Origin of the sequence: Pseudomonas sp. BT76 TE3572, from assembly GCF_050435365.1 — a bacterium.
Lineage (GTDB): Bacteria > Pseudomonadota > Gammaproteobacteria > Pseudomonadales > Pseudomonadaceae > Aquipseudomonas > Aquipseudomonas fluorescens_W.
On the sequence record NZ_JBNDKE010000001.1, the window covers coordinates 3,019,215 to 3,035,950 of the forward strand.

The following is a 16,736-nucleotide window of genomic DNA, read 5'->3' on the forward strand; positions in this document are numbered from 1 at the left end:
CGGCTTCACTGCAGAATCTCAGGCTTGGGGCCAAAATGCGCGAATACCCGCCACACCCTGTGCGCCCGTTTCCCAGGCTTTCTGAAGATCCGCCGGGCCAACGCCACCCAGCAAAAACACCGGCTTGCTGAAACCTTCGATCAACGCGCTAGCCTGCTCCCAACCCAGCGGCTGAGCCCCCGGATGCGTCAGGGTAGGCTTCACGGGTGACAGGGTCACAAAATCCACCCCCATCTGTTCGGCCAACGCCAGCTCTTCAGCGTTATGGCAGGACGCCGCCAGCCAGCGTGACGCCGGTAACGGGCGGCCAGCCGCCGCGTATTTGCGCAGTTGCGCGGAGGTGATGTGCCAACCGGCGGACGGGAAATCTCCCAGCCACTCGAACGGCCCCTTGATCATCAACTGCGCCTTGCCGGCACACAGCCCCGCCGCGTCCACCGCCAGATCGCGGTACTTCGGATCGTAGCCGTTGGGTGCCCGCAACTGGATCAGCTTGATGCCGCCGGCAATGGCTTTCTGAATACCACGCAGCAAGGCCGGGGTTTCCAGATCTTCCGGGGTAATCAGGTACTGCGCCGGTAACCGTGCAGCCGCGACAATCGGCTGGTTGGCCGCCGGGAACTCGTAGTTCAGCAGATCGCGGGGCGCGACCCATTCCAACGGCTGGCCTTCGGCGCCGTGCGGTTCGCCGGTAAAGGCCGACACTTCCCAAACGTCCAGCAACACTTGCTTGTCCGGGTAGTCGTGCCGGACCTTGATCAGCGGGCGAGCCGCGTTGACCACGATGCCCAACTCTTCATGGAGCTCGCGAGCCAGGGCGGTTTCGACGGACTCGTCGGCCTCGACCTTGCCACCGGGGAATTCCCACAGGCCACCCTGATGTTGGGTGTCGGCACGGCGGGCAATGAGGATCTTGCCACTGCCATCGCGGATGACGGCGGCGGCTACGTGTACTCGCTTCACTGCCCGACCTCCTCCAGACCCGCCTTCTGCCACGCCTTGAAGGCTGGCCATTGGTAGATGGTTTCGACGTAGGCCGAGTCCGCTGCGGGCAGCCTTACCTGATAGGTGCGCAGGCGCACGGCGATCGGTGCGAAGAAGGCATCGGCCAGGGTCGCGCCGCCAAACAGGTACGGACCGGTTTCGGTGGCGGCGGCGCGGCACTCGGCCCACAACGCCAACATCCGCTCAATGTCGGCCTGGACGTCAGCCGGGGTCGGCGACAGCGCAGCGTCGTGGCTCAGGTCGAATGGCATGTTGCCGCGCATGGCGAAGAAACCGCTGTGCATCTGCGCACAGGCCGAACGGGCCTGGGCGCGGGCGGCGGTGTCTTTGGGCCAGAGGCCGGCGTCGGGGAACTGCTCTGCCAGATACTCGGCAATCGCCAGGGAGTCGGCGATGGTGCCGTGTTCGGTTTTCAACAGCGGGACTTTGCCGGTCGGCGAGTGCTTGAGCAGACGTTCACGCGTATCCGGCTGGTTCAGCTTGATCAGTTCTTCTGTGTAAGGAACGCCGGCCAGGTCGAGGGCCAACGCGCCGCGAAGGGACCAGGAGGAATGCAGTTTGTCGCCGATGATCAGGTGAAGGCTCATGTTCGGGACCTTTTGATGAGGGAAGCAGGCCAGTCTTGTGGTGACTGACAAACCGCCTTCGCGAGCAGGCTCGCGAAGGCCGCGACTCGGTCTTAAGTACGGTATTCGGCGTTGATTTTCACGTATTCGTGGGACAGGTCGGTGGTCCAGATGGTTTCGCTGCAATCACCGCGACCCAGCTCGATACGGATCGTGATTTCTTCCTGCTGCATCACGGCCGCGCCCTGAGCCTCGGTGTAGGTCGATGCGCGCGCGCCACGGCTGGCGATACACACTTCACCGAGGAACACGTCGATCTTGCTCACGTCCAGGTTCGGTACGCCAGCACGGCCCACGGCGGCCAGAATGCGGCCCCAGTTCGGGTCGGAGGCGAACAGTGCGGTCTTGATCAGCGGCGAGTGAGCCACGGTGTAACCGACGTCCAGGCATTCCTGGTGATTGCCGCCGCCGTTGACTTCAACGGTCACAAACTTTGTCGCGCCTTCGCCGTCGCGAACGATGGCCTGGGCCACGTCCATGCACACTTCGAACACGGCCTGTTTCAGCTTGGCGAACAAATCACCGCTGGCTTCAGTGATTTCCGGCAGTGCAGCCTGACCGGTGGCGATCAGCATGCAGCAGTCGTTGGTCGAGGTGTCGCCGTCGATGGTGATGCGGTTGAACGACTTGTTGGCACCGTCCAGCAGCAGGTTTTGCAGCACGTCGCGGGAGACTTTGGCGTCGGTGGCGATGTAGCCGAGCATGGTCGCCATGTTCGGGCGGATCATGCCCGCGCCTTTGCTGATACCGGTGACGGTGATGGTCACGCCGTCATGCTGGAACTGGCGGCTGGCACCTTTGGGCAGGGTGTCGGTGGTCATGATGCCGGTGGCGGCAGCTTCCCAGTTGTTGACCGACAGGTCGTCGAGGGCGGCTTGCAGAGCCCCTTCAATTTTCTCGACCGGCAGCGGCTCGCCGATGACACCGGTGGAGTACGGCAGCACCAGGCTGGCGTCGACGCCGGTCAGCTCAGCCAGCTTGGCGCACGTGCGCTCGGCGGCGGCAAGGCCAGGTTCGCCAGTGCCAGCGTTGGCATTGCCGGTATTGGTCAACAGGTAACGCACCGGACCTTGCACGCGCTGCTTGGCCAGGATCACGGGAGCCGCGCAAAAAGCGTTCAGGGTGAACACGCCCGCGACCGTGGAACCTTCGGCACAGCGCATGACCACAACATCCTTGCGCCCCGGGCGCTTGATGCCAGCCGAGGCAATACCGAGTTCAAAACCGGCAACCGGGTGCAACGTTGGCAAAGGACCAAGACCAACAGCCATGAATGCGCTCCTTAATAAATGATGTCAGCACCGCTTTCAGGAAGAACGGTGGTTTAAATGGCAAAACGCCGCGACGGCATAAGCCGGTCGCGGCGCGGGTATTTCAGCGTATGAAACGGGTTTTACTGGATCTGCCCGTGGCAATGCTTGAACTTCTTGCCCGAACCGCAGTAGCAAAGTTCGTTGCGGCCCAGCTTCTGTTCATTGCGTACCGGCGCGATGGCCAGGGCGACATCGACCTCTTCACCCAGCAGTTCCGGTTGCTCAAGCCCCGGTGCTTCGTCGTGCTGGAACTGCATGCGCGCAGCCAGCGCTTCGGCTTCCTGGCGCAGGCGTTGTTCTTCTTCGATCGGATCTTCGCGGCGAACCTGAACGTGGGACAGCACACGGATCGAGTCGCGCTTGATCGAATCCAGCAGCTCGGAGAACAGCGTGTAGGACTCGCGCTTGTACTCTTGCTTCGGGTTCTTCTGCGCATAACCACGCAAGTGGATGCCGTGACGCAGGTGATCCATGGTCGACAGGTGGTCTTTCCACAAGTCGTCGAGCACACGCAGAACGATTTGTTTCTCGAAGGTGCGCAGCGCTTCGGCGCTCGCCTGCTCCTCTTTCTCGTTGTACGCGGCCAGCAGCTCGGCCATGAGCTTCTCGCGCAGGGTTTCTTCGTACAGATGATCGTCTTCGTCGAGCCATTTCTGGATCGGCAGCGCCACACCAAAATCGCTCTGCAGCGCCGCTTCCAGACCGGCCACGTCCCACTGCTCAGGCAGCGATTGCGGTGGAATGTGCGCGCTGACGGTTGCGTTGAGTACGTCCTGACGGAAGTCGGCGATGGTTTCACCGATGTTGTCGGCGGCCAACAAACTGTTACGCATGTGATAGATCACTTTACGTTGTTCGTTGTTGACGTCGTCGAACTCGAGCAGTTGCTTACGAATGTCGAAGTTGCGGCCTTCAACCTTGCGCTGAGCCTTCTCGATGGCGTTGGTCACCATGCGGTGCTCGATCGCCTCGCCAGGCTGCATGCCCAGGGCCTTCATGAAGTTCTTCACCCGATCAGAGGCGAAGATGCGCATCAGGCTGTCTTCCAGCGACAGGTAGAAACGGCTGGAACCGGCGTCACCCTGACGACCGGCACGACCACGCAGCTGGTTGTCGATACGGCGCGATTCGTGACGCTCGGAAGCAATCACCTGCAAACCGCCCGACTCGAGCACTTGCTGGTGACGTTTCTGCCAGTCGGCCTTGATCTGGGCAATCTGCTCAGGGGTCGGGTCTTCCAGGGTGGCCACTTCCACTTCCCAGTTACCGCCCAACAGGATGTCGGTACCACGACCGGCCATGTTGGTGGCGATGGTCAGTGCGCCTGGGCGACCGGCCTGGGCAATGATCTCGGCTTCTTTTTCGTGGAACTTGGCGTTCAGAACCTTGTGTTCGATGCCTTCCTTCTGCAGCAGCGCAGACATGTGCTCGGACGTTTCGATGGTTGCAGTACCCACCAGCACCGGACGGCCCTGGGTCATGCATTCCTTGATGTCATTGATGATCGCCGCGTATTTCTCTTCGGCGGTCAAGAACACCAGGTCGTTGTAGTCTTTACGCGCCAGCGGTTTGTTCGGCGGGATAACCATCACCGACAGACCGTAGATCTGGTGGAATTCGAACGCTTCGGTGTCGGCGGTACCGGTCATGCCGGACAACTTGTTGTACAGACGGAAGTAGTTCTGGAACGTGGTCGAGGCCAGGGTCTGGCTTTCGGCCTGAATGTTCAGGTTTTCCTTGGCTTCGATGGCCTGGTGCAGGCCTTCGGACAGACGGCGACCCGGCATGGTACGACCGGTGTGTTCGTCGACCAGGACGACCTGGCCATCCTGCACGATGTATTCGATGTTGCGATTGAACAGTTTATGAGCGCGCAGACCAGCATAAACGTGGGTCAGCAGACCGAGGTTGTGCGCCGAGTACAGGCTCTCGCCTTCAGCCAGCAGGCCAACGCGGGTCAGCATGTCTTCGATGAACTGGTGACCGGCTTCGTTGAGCTCAACCTGACGGGTCTTCTCGTCGACGGTGTAGTGGCCGGCCTTGGTGACTTCGCCTTCCACTTCTTCGATGTGCAACTCAAGCTGCGGGATCAGTTTGTTGATCTCGATGTACAGCTTGGAGCTGTCCTCGGCCTGACCGGAAATGATCAGCGGGGTACGGGCTTCGTCGATGAGGATGGAGTCGACTTCGTCGATCACGGCAAAATTGAGTTCGCGCTGGAATTTTTCTTCCATGCTGAACGCCATGTTGTCGCGCAGGTAGTCGAAACCGAATTCGTTGTTGGTGCCGTAGGTAATGTCGGCAGCGTAAGCCAGACGTTTCTCTTCCGGCGGCTGGAACGGCGTGACAACACCGACCGACATTCCGAGGAATTCGTAGAGTGGACGCATCCAGTTGGCGTCACGACGGGCCAGGTAGTCGTTCACCGTCACAACGTGCACGCCCTTGCCGGACAGTGCGTTGAGGTAAACGCCCAGTGTTGCCACCAGGGTCTTGCCTTCACCGGTACGCATTTCCGCGATCTGGCCTTCATGCAAGGTCATGCCGCCGATCAACTGGACGTCGAAGTGGCGCATACCCATGACGCGCTTACCGGCTTCGCGGGCGACCGCAAAGGCTTCTGGCAGCAGCTTGTCGAGGGTTTCCCCTTTGGCGATGCGGGCCTTGAACTCATCTGTCTTGGCACGCAATTGATCGTCCGAAAGGGCCACCATTTGCTCTTCGAAGGCATTGACGAGTTGCACCGTCTTGAGCATGCGTTTGACTTCACGCTCGTTCTTGCTTCCAAAAAGTTTCTTTAACAAAGGCGCAAACATATCGGCAGGATCTTCCACACTAAAGGGATGGAGGGCGGCCCCGTGAGTCGCCCGAGCAGCCCTCATGGCCGCATGCGAACGAGCATTCTACCCGGAAACGATGGTGAGGAAAGTGGCGTTGTTCCACGATGCATGCACTGCGCTATAACGGGGCTCACTTAAAATAAGGGCTTTTTGCACAACTTCAAGCCATTCGCGGCAGAAGTTACTTGTTGATTTAATGGGTAAAGCGCTCGCAAAGCAATGGCTCGGGTGCATCCGGTGCTTTCTGCTACCATGGCGGCTCTGTTACTTCAGGTGTCTGATCATGGCATTTCGCCCTCTTACGGCCAGAGCACCCGCCGTCCTGCTTCGCGAAGCCAAACCGCTGAAAGCCATCTTCGGCCACGCTCAACGCCTGGGTCATTTACAACGCCTGCTGGAAAGCCAATTGCAGCCCGCTGCCCGCGAGCATTGCCATGTGGCGTCGTGGCGCGAAGGCAGTCTGTTGCTGATAGTGACCGACGGTCATTGGGCAACCCGCCTGCGTTATCAGCAAAAGCGTCTGCAACGGCAACTACAGATGTTCGACGAATTCGCCAGCCTGACGCGGATTCTGTTCAAGGTACAGCCACCGACCGTTCAGCAAGGGGCGGCTGGCCATACCATCAGCTTGTCGACTGATGCAGGCGCGACCATTCAGGCCACAGCCGACGGGATCAGCGACCCGAATCTGCGGGCGGCGCTGGAACGGTTGGCGGCTCACGCCAAACCCAAGACCTGAAATCACTACATTCCCCTGTAGGAGCGAGGCTTGCCCGCGAAGCTTTTAGCGCCCTCACGGGCCTCTTCGCGGGCAAGCCTCGCTCCTACAGGGGATGTGTCAACTCAAAAGTTATTCAGCGGCGTTTACTTCCGCCGAGCAGCGAGCCCATCAACCCGCGCACCAACTGTCGGCCCAATTGATTGGCCGCCTGGCGCATCGCTGATTTCAGTGCCTGCCCCGCTGCGGTGCCGAGGAATTCCCCGGCCTTGTCGGTGAAGCTTGGCTCTTCGGCGGCCGGTTTGCCCGGCACAGCGTCAGGCTCTGGCGCCAACCCTTTGCGCCCCATCAACACTTCATAAGCCGATTCGCGATCAACGGGTTTGTCATACCGCCCCTTGAATGGCGACCCCGCGATAAGCGCTGTGCGTTCAGTCTCGCTCAACGGCCCGATCCGCGATTGCGGCGGTGCCACCAACACCCGCTGGACCATCTCTGGCGTGCCCTTGTCCTGCAACGTGCCGACCAGCGCCTCGCCAATCCCAAGCTCGGTCAGCACCGACAAGGCATCGAACGCCGGGTTCGGCCGGAAGCCTTCGGCCACCGCTCGCAGGGATTTCTGCTCCTTGGCGGTGAACGCGCGCAGGCCATGCTGAATGCGCAAACCGAGCTGAGCCAGCACGTCATCCGGCAAGTCGCCCGGCGATTGGGTGACGAAATACACGCCAACACCTTTCGAGCGAATCAGCCGCACCACTTGCTCAAGACGATCCTGCAACGCCTTGGGCGTACCGGCGAACAATAAATGTGCTTCGTCGAAAAACAACGCCAGCAGCGGTTTGTCCGAATCGCCGCGCTCTGGCAGTTGCTCGAACAGTTCGGCCAGCAGCCACAACAGGAACGTTGCGTAGACCTTCGGCGCTTCGTGCACCAGACGGCTGGCATCGAGCAGATGAATGCGCCCGCGGCCCTCGGCGGTCGGCTGCAGAATGTCTTCGAGTTGCAGTGCCGGCTCACCGAACAGCGCTTCGGCGCCCTGCTGTTCCAGGGTCGCCAGACGCCGCAACAGCGCCTGACTGGAACCGGTGGTCATCAGCGCGGCGTCCTCACCGAGCAATTCGGGGTTGTCACGCAGGTGATTGAGCAGTGCCTTCAGATCCTTGAGGTCCAGCAGCAACAGCCCTTCACGGTCCGCCACCTTGAACGCGGCGTACAGCGCCGACTGCTGACTGTCGGTCAGCTCCAGCAGACTGCCAATCAATAACGGCCCCATTTCGCTCAAGGTTGTGCGCAACGGATGACCGGACTGACCGTGAATGTCCCACAGGGTCACCGGATACGCTTGAGGCGTGTGGTTCAGCCAGGGCATCCCGGCGATCCGCTCGGCGATTTTGCCTTGAGGGTTGCCGGCGGCGCCCAGACCACACAGGTCACCCTTGATATCGGCGGCGAACACCGCCACGCCGGCATCGCTGAATGCTTCGGCCATCCGTTGCAGGGTGACGGTTTTGCCCGTCCCGGTAGCGCCCGCGACCAAACCATGACGGTTCGCCAGACGCATGGCCTGGGCAATGGGCTGCCCGGCGAGATCGGCACCGATAACGAGTTGTAATGAGTCAGGCATTTTGTCACCCATGGTTAATCTTTGATCCTTCACGGCCGATAGGAATAAGCGAGAGACCCAATTGAAAGCAAGGTCCGACATTCCCCTATGGAGAGCAGGAATTACCGACTCGCTCCATTGCGCACTCATTTTGCGCGCATTCACAGCAACGCGCCCCGAACAATAAGACCTTAGCGGACCCCTCAAGCCATGAACAAAAATCTGCGCTTCAGCCATAAAATCCTGCTGGCCGCCGCCCTCATCGTCATTGCCGCCTTCGCCTCGTTCACGCTGTACAACGACTATTTGCAGCGCAATGCGATACGCCGCGATCTGGACAATTACTTGCAGGAAATGGGCAGCGTCACCGCGAAAAACATTCAAACCTGGCTGGCCGGCCGCAGCCTGCTGATCGAAAACCTGTCGCAAACCGTTGCCTTGAACGCAGATACAGCCAATGTTTCCAACCTGCTGGAACAGAAGGCCGTGTCGTCGACCTTTATGGGCGCCTACCTGGGCAACAAAGATGGCACCTTCATCATCCGCCCGGACAGCAAGATGCCCGACGGTTATGACCCTCGTGCCCGTCCTTGGTACAAGAGCGCGCAAAGCACCAGCGGTTCTGCCCTGACCGAACCCTACATCGACCTGGCTTCTGGCCAGTTGGTGATTTCCATCGTTAATAGCGTACTCAAGGACGGTCAAAACATTGGCGTGGTCGGTGGTGACTTGAGCTTGCAGGTGATCACCGACAGCCTCAACGCACTGGACTTCGACGGCATGGGTTATGCGTTTCTGGTCGGCGCCGACGGAAAAATCCTGGTCCACCCGGACAAAGCGCTGGTGATGAAGTCCCTGAGCGAGGCGTACCCGAAAAACACCCCGCGCATCAGCAGCGACTTCAGTGAAGTAGACGTCGACGGCAAAACTCGCATCGTGACCTTTACACCGATCAAAGGGCTGTCCTCAGTCAACTGGTACATCGGCCTGTCAGTGGACAAGGACAAAGCCTTCTCCAAACTCAGCGAATTCCGCGCCTCGGCGCTCATTGCGACGGTCATTGCCGTGGCCATCATCATTGCTCTGCTGGGCATGCTGATCCGCATCCTGATCCAGCCGCTGCACGTCATGACCCGCGCCATGGCAGACATCGCCGACGGCGAAGGCGACCTGACCAAACGTCTGACCATCGTGAACAACGATGAATTCGGTGTCCTCGGTACCGCGTTCAACCGCTTCGTGGAACGCATTCACGGTTCGATCCGCGAAGTGTCGTCGGCCACCGGGCAAGTCAACGAAGTGGCTCTGCGTGTCGTGGCCGCCTCGAACTCGTCGATGTTCAACTCCGACCAACAGGCTTCGCGCACCAGCAGCGTGGCCGCAGCGATCAACCAGCTCGGCGCCGCCGCTCAGGAAATCGCCCGCAATGCCGCACAAGCCTCGAGCCAGGCCAGCGATGCCCGCAGCCTGGCCGAAGATGGCCAGCAAGTGGTGGATCGCAGCATTGTCGCGATGAATCAGCTGTCGAGCATGCTCAGCGCCTCGAGCACCAACATCGAATCGCTGAACAGCAAAACCGTGAACATCGGGCAGATTCTCGAAGTAATCACCAGCATCTCCCAGCAAACCAACCTGCTGGCGCTCAACGCGGCCATCGAAGCAGCACGTGCCGGTGAAGCCGGTCGGGGTTTTGCCGTGGTGGCCGATGAAGTGCGCAACCTGGCGCACCGCACTCAGGAATCGGCGCAACAGGTGCAGACCATGATCGAGGAGCTGCAAGTCGGCGCCCGCGAATCCGTCAGCACCATGAGCGACAGCCAGCGCCACAGTCAGGACAGCGTCGAAATCGCCAACCTGGCCGGCGAGCGGTTGAACAGCGTGACGTTGCGTATTGGCGAGATTGACGGGATGAACCAGTCGGTGGCCACGGCGACCGAGGAACAGACGGCGGTGGTGGAGTCGATCAACGTCGACATTACCGAGATCAACACACTGAATCAGGAAGGGGTGGAAAACCTGCAGTCGACGTTGCGGGCGTGTGCCGATCTTGAGCAGCAGGCGGCGCGGCTGAAGCAGTTGGTGGGCAGTTTCCGTATTTAAACTTCAAGATCCCGCCCTCTCCCCAGTGGGGAGAGGGGAAAGGGAGTCGATCTTCAAGCCTTTCAAACCTGAGTTCGACTCGGACTTTCAGGTCGATGTAGCTCTAAGAACAACTCGGTCAGTCCCCTCTACCTCTGGGAGAGGGTTAGGGTGAGGGGGCGCGATCGACGCCCCGCCACAAAACCCCAACCGAACATCTATCCTTCATAAAGGTCAACCAAGGGAGCTCAACGGACCGGAGGGATGTTCATCGTGCATATCGCTGACATAACCATGTTCTACGCCCCTGCCAGCGGTGGCGTGCGCACGTATCTGGATGCAAAGCACCGTCGCCTGAGCATCAAGCCGGGCATTCGCCACAGTCTGCTGATCCCTGGGGCTCACTTGAGCGAACAGGATGGCGTTTACACGGTTCCGGCCCCCGCCCTGCCCTTCGGCAAGGGTTATCGTTTCCCCCTCCGTCTAGCGCCCTGGCGCAATGTTCTGCAGGATTTACAGCCTGACCTGATCGAGGTCGGCGACCCCTATCTCACCGCTTGGGCGGCCCTCGACGCCCGGCGGCAACTCGATGTCCCGGTGATCGGTTTTTATCATTCAGACCTGCCGCTGCTGGTCAGCAATCGCATGGGCAACTGGGTCACCACCAACGTCGAAGCCTATGTCAGCAAGCTCTATGGCAACTTCGATCGGGTTCTGGCGCCCAGCCAGGTCATGGCCGACAAACTGATCGGGCTGGGGGTGAAGAACGTTTTCGTGCAACCGCTGGGCGTCGACTTGCAAACCTTCAATCCCACTGCACGAGACTCGGGTTTGCGGGCCGAATTGGGCATTGATGAGAACACTCATCTGCTGATCTTCGCCGGGCGCGGCTCCAAGGAAAAAAACCTGCCGGTGCTGCTCGACTGCATGAAACACCTGGGCCGACGCTATCACCTGCTGCTGGTAGGTTCGTCGATGCCGGCCGCAGTGCCCGACAACGTTACCGTGATCGGTGAGTTCTGTACGGCGGCACACGTGGCGCGATTGATGGCCAGCGCCGATGCGCTGCTGCATGCCGGTGACCAGGAAACCTTTGGCCTGGTGGTTCTTGAAGCCATGGCCAGTGGCATTCCGGTGGTGGCCGTGGCGGCCGGGTCCTTTCAGGAAATCATCACCGAACAATGCGGCCTGCTCTGCCCGCCGAATAATCCATTGGCGATGGCCAACGCGGTCCGCGAGCTGTTCAGTTCGGGCAGCGTCGTTTTGGGCAAACAGGCCCGCAGCCATGTCGAGCGGCAGTACTCCTGGGACACGGTGGTCAACAGCCTGCTGGGGCATTATCACGCGGTGCTCGGCAGCCACTGGCCGCTGACCGCCAATGGTTGAGCCCATGAACCCGCCCAGCCTGTTACTCGTGCTGCACGACGTCGCACCGCAAACCTGGGCCGATTATCAACCCTTTGTTGAAACCGTCGACGCCTTGGGCGAGGTGCCGATGACCTGGTTGGTGGTGCCCGATTTCCACAAGCACAACGATCTGGAGGAGCATCCGGGATTTCGCCGTTTGCTCAACAGCCGTATCGCCCGAGGTGACGAACTGGCATTACACGGTTACTTTCATTGCGATGAAGATCCGCCCCCCCACACACCACGAGATTGGTTCATGCGCCGGATCTACACCCACGAAGGCGAGTTTTACAGCCTGTCTCAAGAAGCCGCCCTCGCCCGCCTGCGCGCCGGCATCGAAGTGTTCCACCGTTATCTCTGGCCGCTGGAAGGCTTCGTCGCTCCGGCCTGGTTGATGAGCGAAGGGACGCGCCAGGCCTTGCGCCAGTTACCCCTGAGATACACCAGCGATTCGCAGCATCTGTATCGTCTGCCGGACTTCACCGCGGTCGACGCGCCGGGCCTGGTCTGGAGTGCGCGTAGTGCCTGGCGTCGGGGGTTGTCGAAGCTCGTCAGCGATCAACGCGAACAACGCTGGCAGCAAGCACCGGTGATTCGTCTTGGCTTGCACCCGGTCGATATGCGCCACGAGTTCTCGCGCACTTACTGGCTGCAAACCCTCAAGCGCTTGCTCGACGAAGGACGTGTACCGATGACCAAGGCGCGCTGGCTGGCGCTGCAAAGCGACCGTATGGGTCGCGCCGCATGAGTCGCGGGATTCTGCTGCTCGTCGCGCTGCTCGCTGCGGTGCTGATTCCGTCGCTGCTGGGCGGTAACGAAACCTGGTATCGACTGCGAAGCTTTCCGCTGACATGGCTGCTGATCATGTTCGGCATGATCCTGCTGTGCTGGGTGCTGAACACGATGCGCTTGCGCCTGTTGCTCGGGGATCAGCGTGACAAGGTGGGCCCGCTAAAAAGTCTCGGGGTGGTGATGGCCGCCGAGTTCGCCTATTGCGCTACCCCCGGCGGCAGCGGCGGGCCGCTGACGATCATGGCGCTGCTGGCACGCAATGGCGTCCGGCCAGCCAGGGGCAGCGCCGTGTTTGCCATGGATCAACTGAGCGATTTGCTGTTTTTTCTCTGCGCGCTGAGCGGGATCCTGATTTATGCGTTGTTCCAGCACCTCAGCCAACGCATGGAATGGCTGCTGACCGTCAGCGCCATTTCAATGTTCGGCGGGTTGTTCAGTTGCGTGGTGGTCGCCCGCTACCATCGAGTGCTGATTCGTCTGAGCGGTCGGTTGCTCGCTCGCCTGAATGTCAAAACCACCACACGCCTGCGCTGGGCGCGAAAACTCCTGCACTTTCTGGCGGCGTTCACGGACACATTGAAGCTGCCCTTTCAGACGCTCATCACGGTGTTTGCCCTGACCTGCCTGCATTGGGTCTTGCGCTATAGCGTGCTGTATCTGGCATTGCGTGGGCTCGGGGCGGATTTGCAGTGGGCCTGGAGCTTTCTGATCCAGATGCTTTCGCTGAGCGCGGGGCAATTCAGCCTGTTGCCGGGCGGTGCCGGGGCGGCGGAGTTGACGTCGGCGGCGCTGCTGGCGCCAATGGTGGGAAAATCCACCGCGGCGGCGGCGATTCTGATCTGGCGGGCGGTGACTTATTACTTTTATCTGGTGGTTGGTGGCCCAGTGTTTTTGCTGATGCTTGGGCGGCCGCTGCTGAAGAAGTTGATGAAGTTCAAACAGGCTTGATTTTATCGTCGGGCTCGTTCTGCAACTGTTCCCACAACTCGGCGGCACCGGGAAACTCCGTGCCGTCTTCGGGGTTCATGTCATCCGGGTCGTAGCGGCTCAAACAGCCCTCTCCCAATGTGGCAGGCGCCTTGGATGTCGCTTTGTCGAGTGGATCGGCCATGGTCATGTCCTCAGTGCAGAAACGGCGAAGGGCCTGAAGCGATTGAACGCCCAGGCCCTTCGAATTTCAACCGTGTTGAATGGCTGTCAGAAAACGACGGTTTTGTTGCCGTGCACCAGCACCCGATCTTCCAGGTGATAACGCAGACCACGGGCCAGCACCATCTTCTCGACGTCCCGACCGAAACGCACCATGTCGTCGATACTGTCACTGTGGCTGACGCGAACAACGTCCTGTTCGATGATCGGACCAGCATCCAGTTCTTCGGTCACGTAGTGGCAAGTAGCGCCAATCAACTTCACGCCACGCATCGATGCCTGGTGATACGGTTTGGCACCGACGAACGACGGCAGGAAGCTGTGGTGAATGTTGATGACCTTGTGAGCATATTCGCGGCACAACTCGGGCGGCAGTATTTGCATGTAGCGGGCAAGTACGACCACTTCGGCGTCGTGCTGTTTGACCAGGCGTGAGACTTCGGCGAATGCCGGTTCTTTATCCTGTGGATTGACCGGTACGTGGTAATACGGAATCCCGTGCCACTCGACCATGCTGCGCAAGTCGTCATGGTTGGAGATCACGCAGGAAATTTCGCAATCCAGCTCATCACTGTGCCAGCGGTGCAACAAGTCGGCGAGGCAGTGAGACTCGCGACTGGCCATCAGGACCACGCGCTTTTTCTGCTCGGTATCGGTGATGCGCCAGTTCATCGAGAACTCTTCGGCAATCGGTGCAAACGCTTCGCGAAAGGCATCGATACCGAAGGGCAGCGAATCGGCACGAATTTCGTGACGCATGAAAAACCAGCCACTGAGATTGTCCGAGTGATGGCTCGCTTCAGTGATCCAGCCGTTATGTGACGCCAGAAAGTTACTGACTTTAGCAACGATGCCGACGCGGTCCGGGCAAGCAATCACCAGCCGAAAAGTGCGCATGAGGGTCAAACTCCAGAACTTCGCAAAGGCGGCCATTCTAGCGATTGCGCAGCAAAACTGCAGTATTGATGACGTTTGGGCCGGCACAAAGGTGGGCGGCACAGGTTCTGGCAGCACCCGCTACCCGCGCGATGGTGTTCATGTTGCCAATCTTCAAGTGCCCAATTGTGAACATCTGTGATGACTGCATCACACTATTTAACTGCACCGGCAATTTATTCCCTATTCACCGTAACTAATTTAAATAAAACTCCGGTTAAATGTTTACTTGATGAAACACCCTGACTATTATTGCCGCACTGTCACCTGCCATCCAGCGCCTCAACATAAGGTAGTCCTCATGTCCTTGATCAACGAATACCGCGCCACCGAAGAAGCTATCAAAGAGCTGCAAGCCCGTTTGAAGAACCTGTCCCAAGACGACAAACTGCAAACCGAGCTGGAATTCGAAGGCAAACTGCGCACCCTGATGGGCGAGTACTCCAAGTCTCTGCGTGACATCATTGCGCTATTGGATCCAGAGTCCAAATCCAAAGCACCACGCGGCGGCGCAGTAAAAACTACTGGCACCAAGCGTGCTCGCAAAGTTAAACAATACAAAAACCCGCACAACGGCGAAGTCATCGAAACCAAAGGTGGCAACCACAAAACTCTGAAAGAGTGGAAAGCCAAGTGGGGCGGTGACGTGGTTGAAGGCTGGGCTACCCTGCTGGGCTAAGCCGTAGCGCTTGTCGCAGACCATCCGCGACAAAAAAGAACGCCAGCATCTGCTGGCGTTTTTTTATGCCCGGGATTCAGCACCCGGACATTTTCGATTTCAAAGATTCAAACGTTTGCGTAATTCCTGGACATAATTCTGCCATTCATTCAGCACCTCTCGCTGAAACGATGTAGCCGTAATACTCCATTGGGCGGCGGCCTCTTCAAAAGTTTCCAGCGTATTTGGCGCCCCCCACTCGGGTGCTGACAAACGTTGCTGACAGAATATTCGCCAGCGTTCTTGCTCTTCGAAACTCAACGTATCGGGGAAGTTGCGTGCGCGATATCGAAACAATAATTCAGGCAATCGTTCATCATCGAAAGGCCATTGTTGTTGCGCTAATTGAGCAGGGTCGGCAGACCGGACTTGCTCACAAAGACGCCGATCCCGATCACCGATAAAACCATCGTATAACTGTTGCTCAGGGTCTTGGCTCGAGGTGAAATCTTCGCTGGCGTAAATCGCCTGAACTTTATCTCGCCAAACTGTTTGTGCGTCACTTAGCCGCAGCGTGCGCTCTTGGTAGAGCGACATATCCAGCCCCAAACGTTGCTGATCTTCAGAGCGAAGTACCGACAACGGCGCCACCACCGGGCATTTATTGATGTGGATAAGTTTGAGCGGCACCGGCAACTCGCCCTCGGCCAAGTCATCGCGGCGGGTATACAGCCGTTGACGCAAGGTGTCGGCATCAAGATCCAGCAAACCCTGAGGGTCCAGGTGCAGATCACAGACAATCAAGGCGTTTTTGTTGCGCGGGTGCCAGGCCAAGGGCAGCACCACACCGACATAACTGCGCGCCGCTGAAAAGCGCCCGGAGATGTGCACCATCGGCTGCAACAACCGAATCTGATCCATCACCTTTTGTTTACCGCGCAACTGAAACAACCAGTCATACAACTTCGGCTGCTTTTCCCGGATCAGACGCGCCAGGGCGATGGTGGCTCGAACGTCCGATAGCGCTTCGTGAGCATTTCCGTGATCAATGCCATTGGCGGCGGTCAGGCGTTCGAGTTTGAGCGTTATCCGCCCCTCGTCGTCCGTCGGCCAAACGATGCCGTCAGGGCGCAAGGCATACGCTGCACGCACCACATCGATCAGGTCCCAGCGGCTATTACCGCCCTGCCACTCGCGCGCATAAGGGTCGAAAAAGTTTCGGTAAAGACTGTAACGGGTCATCTCGTCGTCGAAACGCAACGTGTTGTATCCCGCCCCACACGTGCCGGGCGCAGCGAGTTGGGCATGCACCCGGGTCATGAAATCGGCTTCGCTCAAGCCTTGCTCGGCCAGTCGGCCGGGCGTAATACCCGTGATCGCACAAGCCGCCGGATGGGGCAGGATGTCTTCACTGGGCTGGCAGTAAAGGTTGACCGGCTCGTCTATTTCATTGAGATCGAAGTCAGTGCGAATCCCCGCCATCTGGAGTGGGCGGTCGCAACGGGGGTTGATGCCAGTGGTTTCATAGTCGTACCAGAAGATAGAGGTCACGGGCTATTCCTGAACTGAAGATCGGCGAAGTCTAGGCGTTCACATCCCGCCCCGGCCAG

The 16,736-nt window shown here is 59.3% G+C and carries 14 protein-coding genes and 1 pseudogene; 7 read left to right on the forward strand and 8 right to left on the reverse strand.

What is annotated here, in order from left to right; genetic code table 11:
• Positions 1-18: 18 nt before the first annotated feature.
• The 4 genes from ABH912_RS13915 to secA all read right to left on the reverse strand — a co-directional run bounded on the left by ABH912_RS13915 (position 19) and on the right by secA (position 5,760).
• Positions 19-963 (reverse strand): Nudix family hydrolase, encoded by a 945-nt coding sequence (locus ABH912_RS13915; protein WP_429510916.1) that lies wholly within the window; start codon positions 961-963, stop codon positions 19-21.
• The gene (locus ABH912_RS13920) at positions 960-1,592 is read right to left on the reverse strand and encodes a glutathione S-transferase family protein (RefSeq protein ID WP_033057582.1); all 633 of its coding nucleotides are present in this window, start codon (positions 1,590-1,592) and stop codon (positions 960-962) included. The genes ABH912_RS13915 and ABH912_RS13920 overlap by 4 nt, the downstream gene beginning before the upstream one ends.
• A gap of 92 nt (positions 1,593-1,684) precedes the next feature.
• Positions 1,685-2,902: a bifunctional glutamate N-acetyltransferase/amino-acid acetyltransferase ArgJ gene (argJ, locus tag ABH912_RS13925; protein ID WP_008147411.1), complete on the reverse strand. Its 1,218-nt coding sequence runs from the start codon at positions 2,900-2,902 to the stop codon at positions 1,685-1,687.
• Positions 2,903-3,024: 122 nt separating this feature from the next.
• On the reverse strand, positions 3,025-5,760 hold the full coding sequence (gene secA / locus ABH912_RS13930) for a preprotein translocase subunit SecA (RefSeq protein WP_149628437.1): 2,736 nt from the start codon (positions 5,758-5,760) through the stop codon (positions 3,025-3,027).
• A gap of 307 nt (positions 5,761-6,067) precedes the next feature.
• On the opposite strand from secA, the gene ABH912_RS13935 reads away from it, so the two are divergent.
• On the forward strand, positions 6,068-6,523 hold the full coding sequence (locus tag ABH912_RS13935; protein WP_008147416.1) for a DUF721 domain-containing protein: 456 nt from the start codon (positions 6,068-6,070) through the stop codon (positions 6,521-6,523).
• Between the two features lie 115 nt (positions 6,524-6,638).
• On the opposite strand, the gene ABH912_RS13940 is transcribed toward ABH912_RS13935, so the two are convergent.
• Positions 6,639-8,126: a helicase HerA-like domain-containing protein gene (locus ABH912_RS13940; RefSeq protein WP_429510917.1), complete on the reverse strand. Its 1,488-nt coding sequence runs from the start codon at positions 8,124-8,126 to the stop codon at positions 6,639-6,641.
• A gap of 189 nt (positions 8,127-8,315) precedes the next feature.
• On the opposite strand from ABH912_RS13940, the pseudogene ABH912_RS13945 reads away from it, so the two are divergent.
• The 5 genes and pseudogenes from ABH912_RS13945 to ABH912_RS13965 all read left to right on the forward strand — a co-directional run.
• Positions 8,316-9,347: pseudogene (locus ABH912_RS13945) on the forward strand (HAMP domain-containing protein); the annotation flags it as partial.
• A gap of 93 nt (positions 9,348-9,440) precedes the next feature.
• Positions 9,441-10,205, forward strand: a complete 765-nt coding sequence (locus ABH912_RS13950) for a methyl-accepting chemotaxis protein (protein WP_409077343.1) — start codon at positions 9,441-9,443, stop codon at positions 10,203-10,205.
• A gap of 243 nt (positions 10,206-10,448) precedes the next feature.
• Entirely contained in the window at positions 10,449-11,570 is a 1,122-nt protein-coding gene (locus tag ABH912_RS13955; protein ID WP_429510918.1) for a glycosyltransferase family 4 protein, read from the forward strand.
• Positions 11,563-12,339, forward strand: coding sequence for a DUF2334 domain-containing protein (locus tag ABH912_RS13960; RefSeq protein WP_429510919.1), 777 nt, complete (start codon positions 11,563-11,565; stop codon positions 12,337-12,339). The genes ABH912_RS13955 and ABH912_RS13960 overlap by 8 nt, the downstream gene beginning before the upstream one ends.
• Entirely contained in the window at positions 12,336-13,331 is a 996-nt protein-coding gene (locus ABH912_RS13965; protein ID WP_429510920.1) for a lysylphosphatidylglycerol synthase transmembrane domain-containing protein, read from the forward strand. Before ABH912_RS13960 ends, ABH912_RS13965 begins: the two co-directional genes overlap by 4 nt.
• Here ABH912_RS13965 and ABH912_RS13970 read toward each other — a convergent pair.
• Both ABH912_RS13970 and purU read right to left on the reverse strand, forming a co-directional pair.
• Positions 13,318-13,494 (reverse strand): hypothetical protein, encoded by a 177-nt coding sequence (locus tag ABH912_RS13970; protein WP_197281742.1) that lies wholly within the window; start codon positions 13,492-13,494, stop codon positions 13,318-13,320. The genes ABH912_RS13965 and ABH912_RS13970 overlap by 14 nt on opposite strands.
• Before the next feature lie 86 nt (positions 13,495-13,580).
• Positions 13,581-14,429, reverse strand: coding sequence for a formyltetrahydrofolate deformylase (gene purU, locus ABH912_RS13975; RefSeq protein WP_008147434.1), 849 nt, complete (start codon positions 14,427-14,429; stop codon positions 13,581-13,583).
• A 340-nt stretch (positions 14,430-14,769) separates the two neighbouring features.
• Between purU and mvaT the strand changes: the two genes are divergently transcribed.
• The gene (mvaT, locus tag ABH912_RS13980; RefSeq protein ID WP_007945872.1) at positions 14,770-15,147 is read left to right on the forward strand and encodes a histone-like nucleoid-structuring protein MvaT; all 378 of its coding nucleotides are present in this window, start codon (positions 14,770-14,772) and stop codon (positions 15,145-15,147) included.
• A gap of 99 nt (positions 15,148-15,246) precedes the next feature.
• On the opposite strand, the gene sbcB is transcribed toward mvaT, so the two are convergent.
• On the reverse strand, positions 15,247-16,677 hold the full coding sequence (gene sbcB, locus ABH912_RS13985) for an exodeoxyribonuclease I (protein WP_033057575.1): 1,431 nt from the start codon (positions 16,675-16,677) through the stop codon (positions 15,247-15,249).
• Positions 16,678-16,736 lie beyond the last annotated feature (59 nt).

Bases quoted from the DNA above. Each gene is read 5' to 3' on its own strand.
- ABH912_RS13920 (WP_033057582.1), bottom strand. From the start codon at position 1,592: ATGAGCCTTCACCTGATCATCGGCGACAAACTGCATTCCTCCTGGTCC.
- argJ (WP_008147411.1), bottom strand. From the start codon at position 2,902: ATGGCTGTTGGTCTTGGTCCTTTGCCAACGTTGCACCCGGTTGCCGGT.
- secA (WP_149628437.1), bottom strand. From the start codon at position 5,760: ATGTTTGCGCCTTTGTTAAAGAAACTTTTTGGAAGCAAGAACGAGCGT.
- ABH912_RS13935 (WP_008147416.1), top strand. From the start codon at position 6,068: ATGGCATTTCGCCCTCTTACGGCCAGAGCACCCGCCGTCCTGCTTCGC.
- ABH912_RS13940 (WP_429510917.1), bottom strand. From the start codon at position 8,126: ATGCCTGACTCATTACAACTCGTTATCGGTGCCGATCTCGCCGGGCAG.
- ABH912_RS13950 (WP_409077343.1), top strand. From the start codon at position 9,441: ATGTTCAACTCCGACCAACAGGCTTCGCGCACCAGCAGCGTGGCCGCA.
- ABH912_RS13955 (WP_429510918.1), top strand. From the start codon at position 10,449: ATGTTCATCGTGCATATCGCTGACATAACCATGTTCTACGCCCCTGCC.
- ABH912_RS13960 (WP_429510919.1), top strand. From the start codon at position 11,563: ATGGTTGAGCCCATGAACCCGCCCAGCCTGTTACTCGTGCTGCACGAC.
- ABH912_RS13965 (WP_429510920.1), top strand. From the start codon at position 12,336: ATGAGTCGCGGGATTCTGCTGCTCGTCGCGCTGCTCGCTGCGGTGCTG.
- ABH912_RS13970 (WP_197281742.1), bottom strand. From the start codon at position 13,494: ATGGCCGATCCACTCGACAAAGCGACATCCAAGGCGCCTGCCACATTG.
- purU (WP_008147434.1), bottom strand. From the start codon at position 14,429: ATGCGCACTTTTCGGCTGGTGATTGCTTGCCCGGACCGCGTCGGCATC.
- mvaT (WP_007945872.1), top strand. From the start codon at position 14,770: ATGTCCTTGATCAACGAATACCGCGCCACCGAAGAAGCTATCAAAGAG.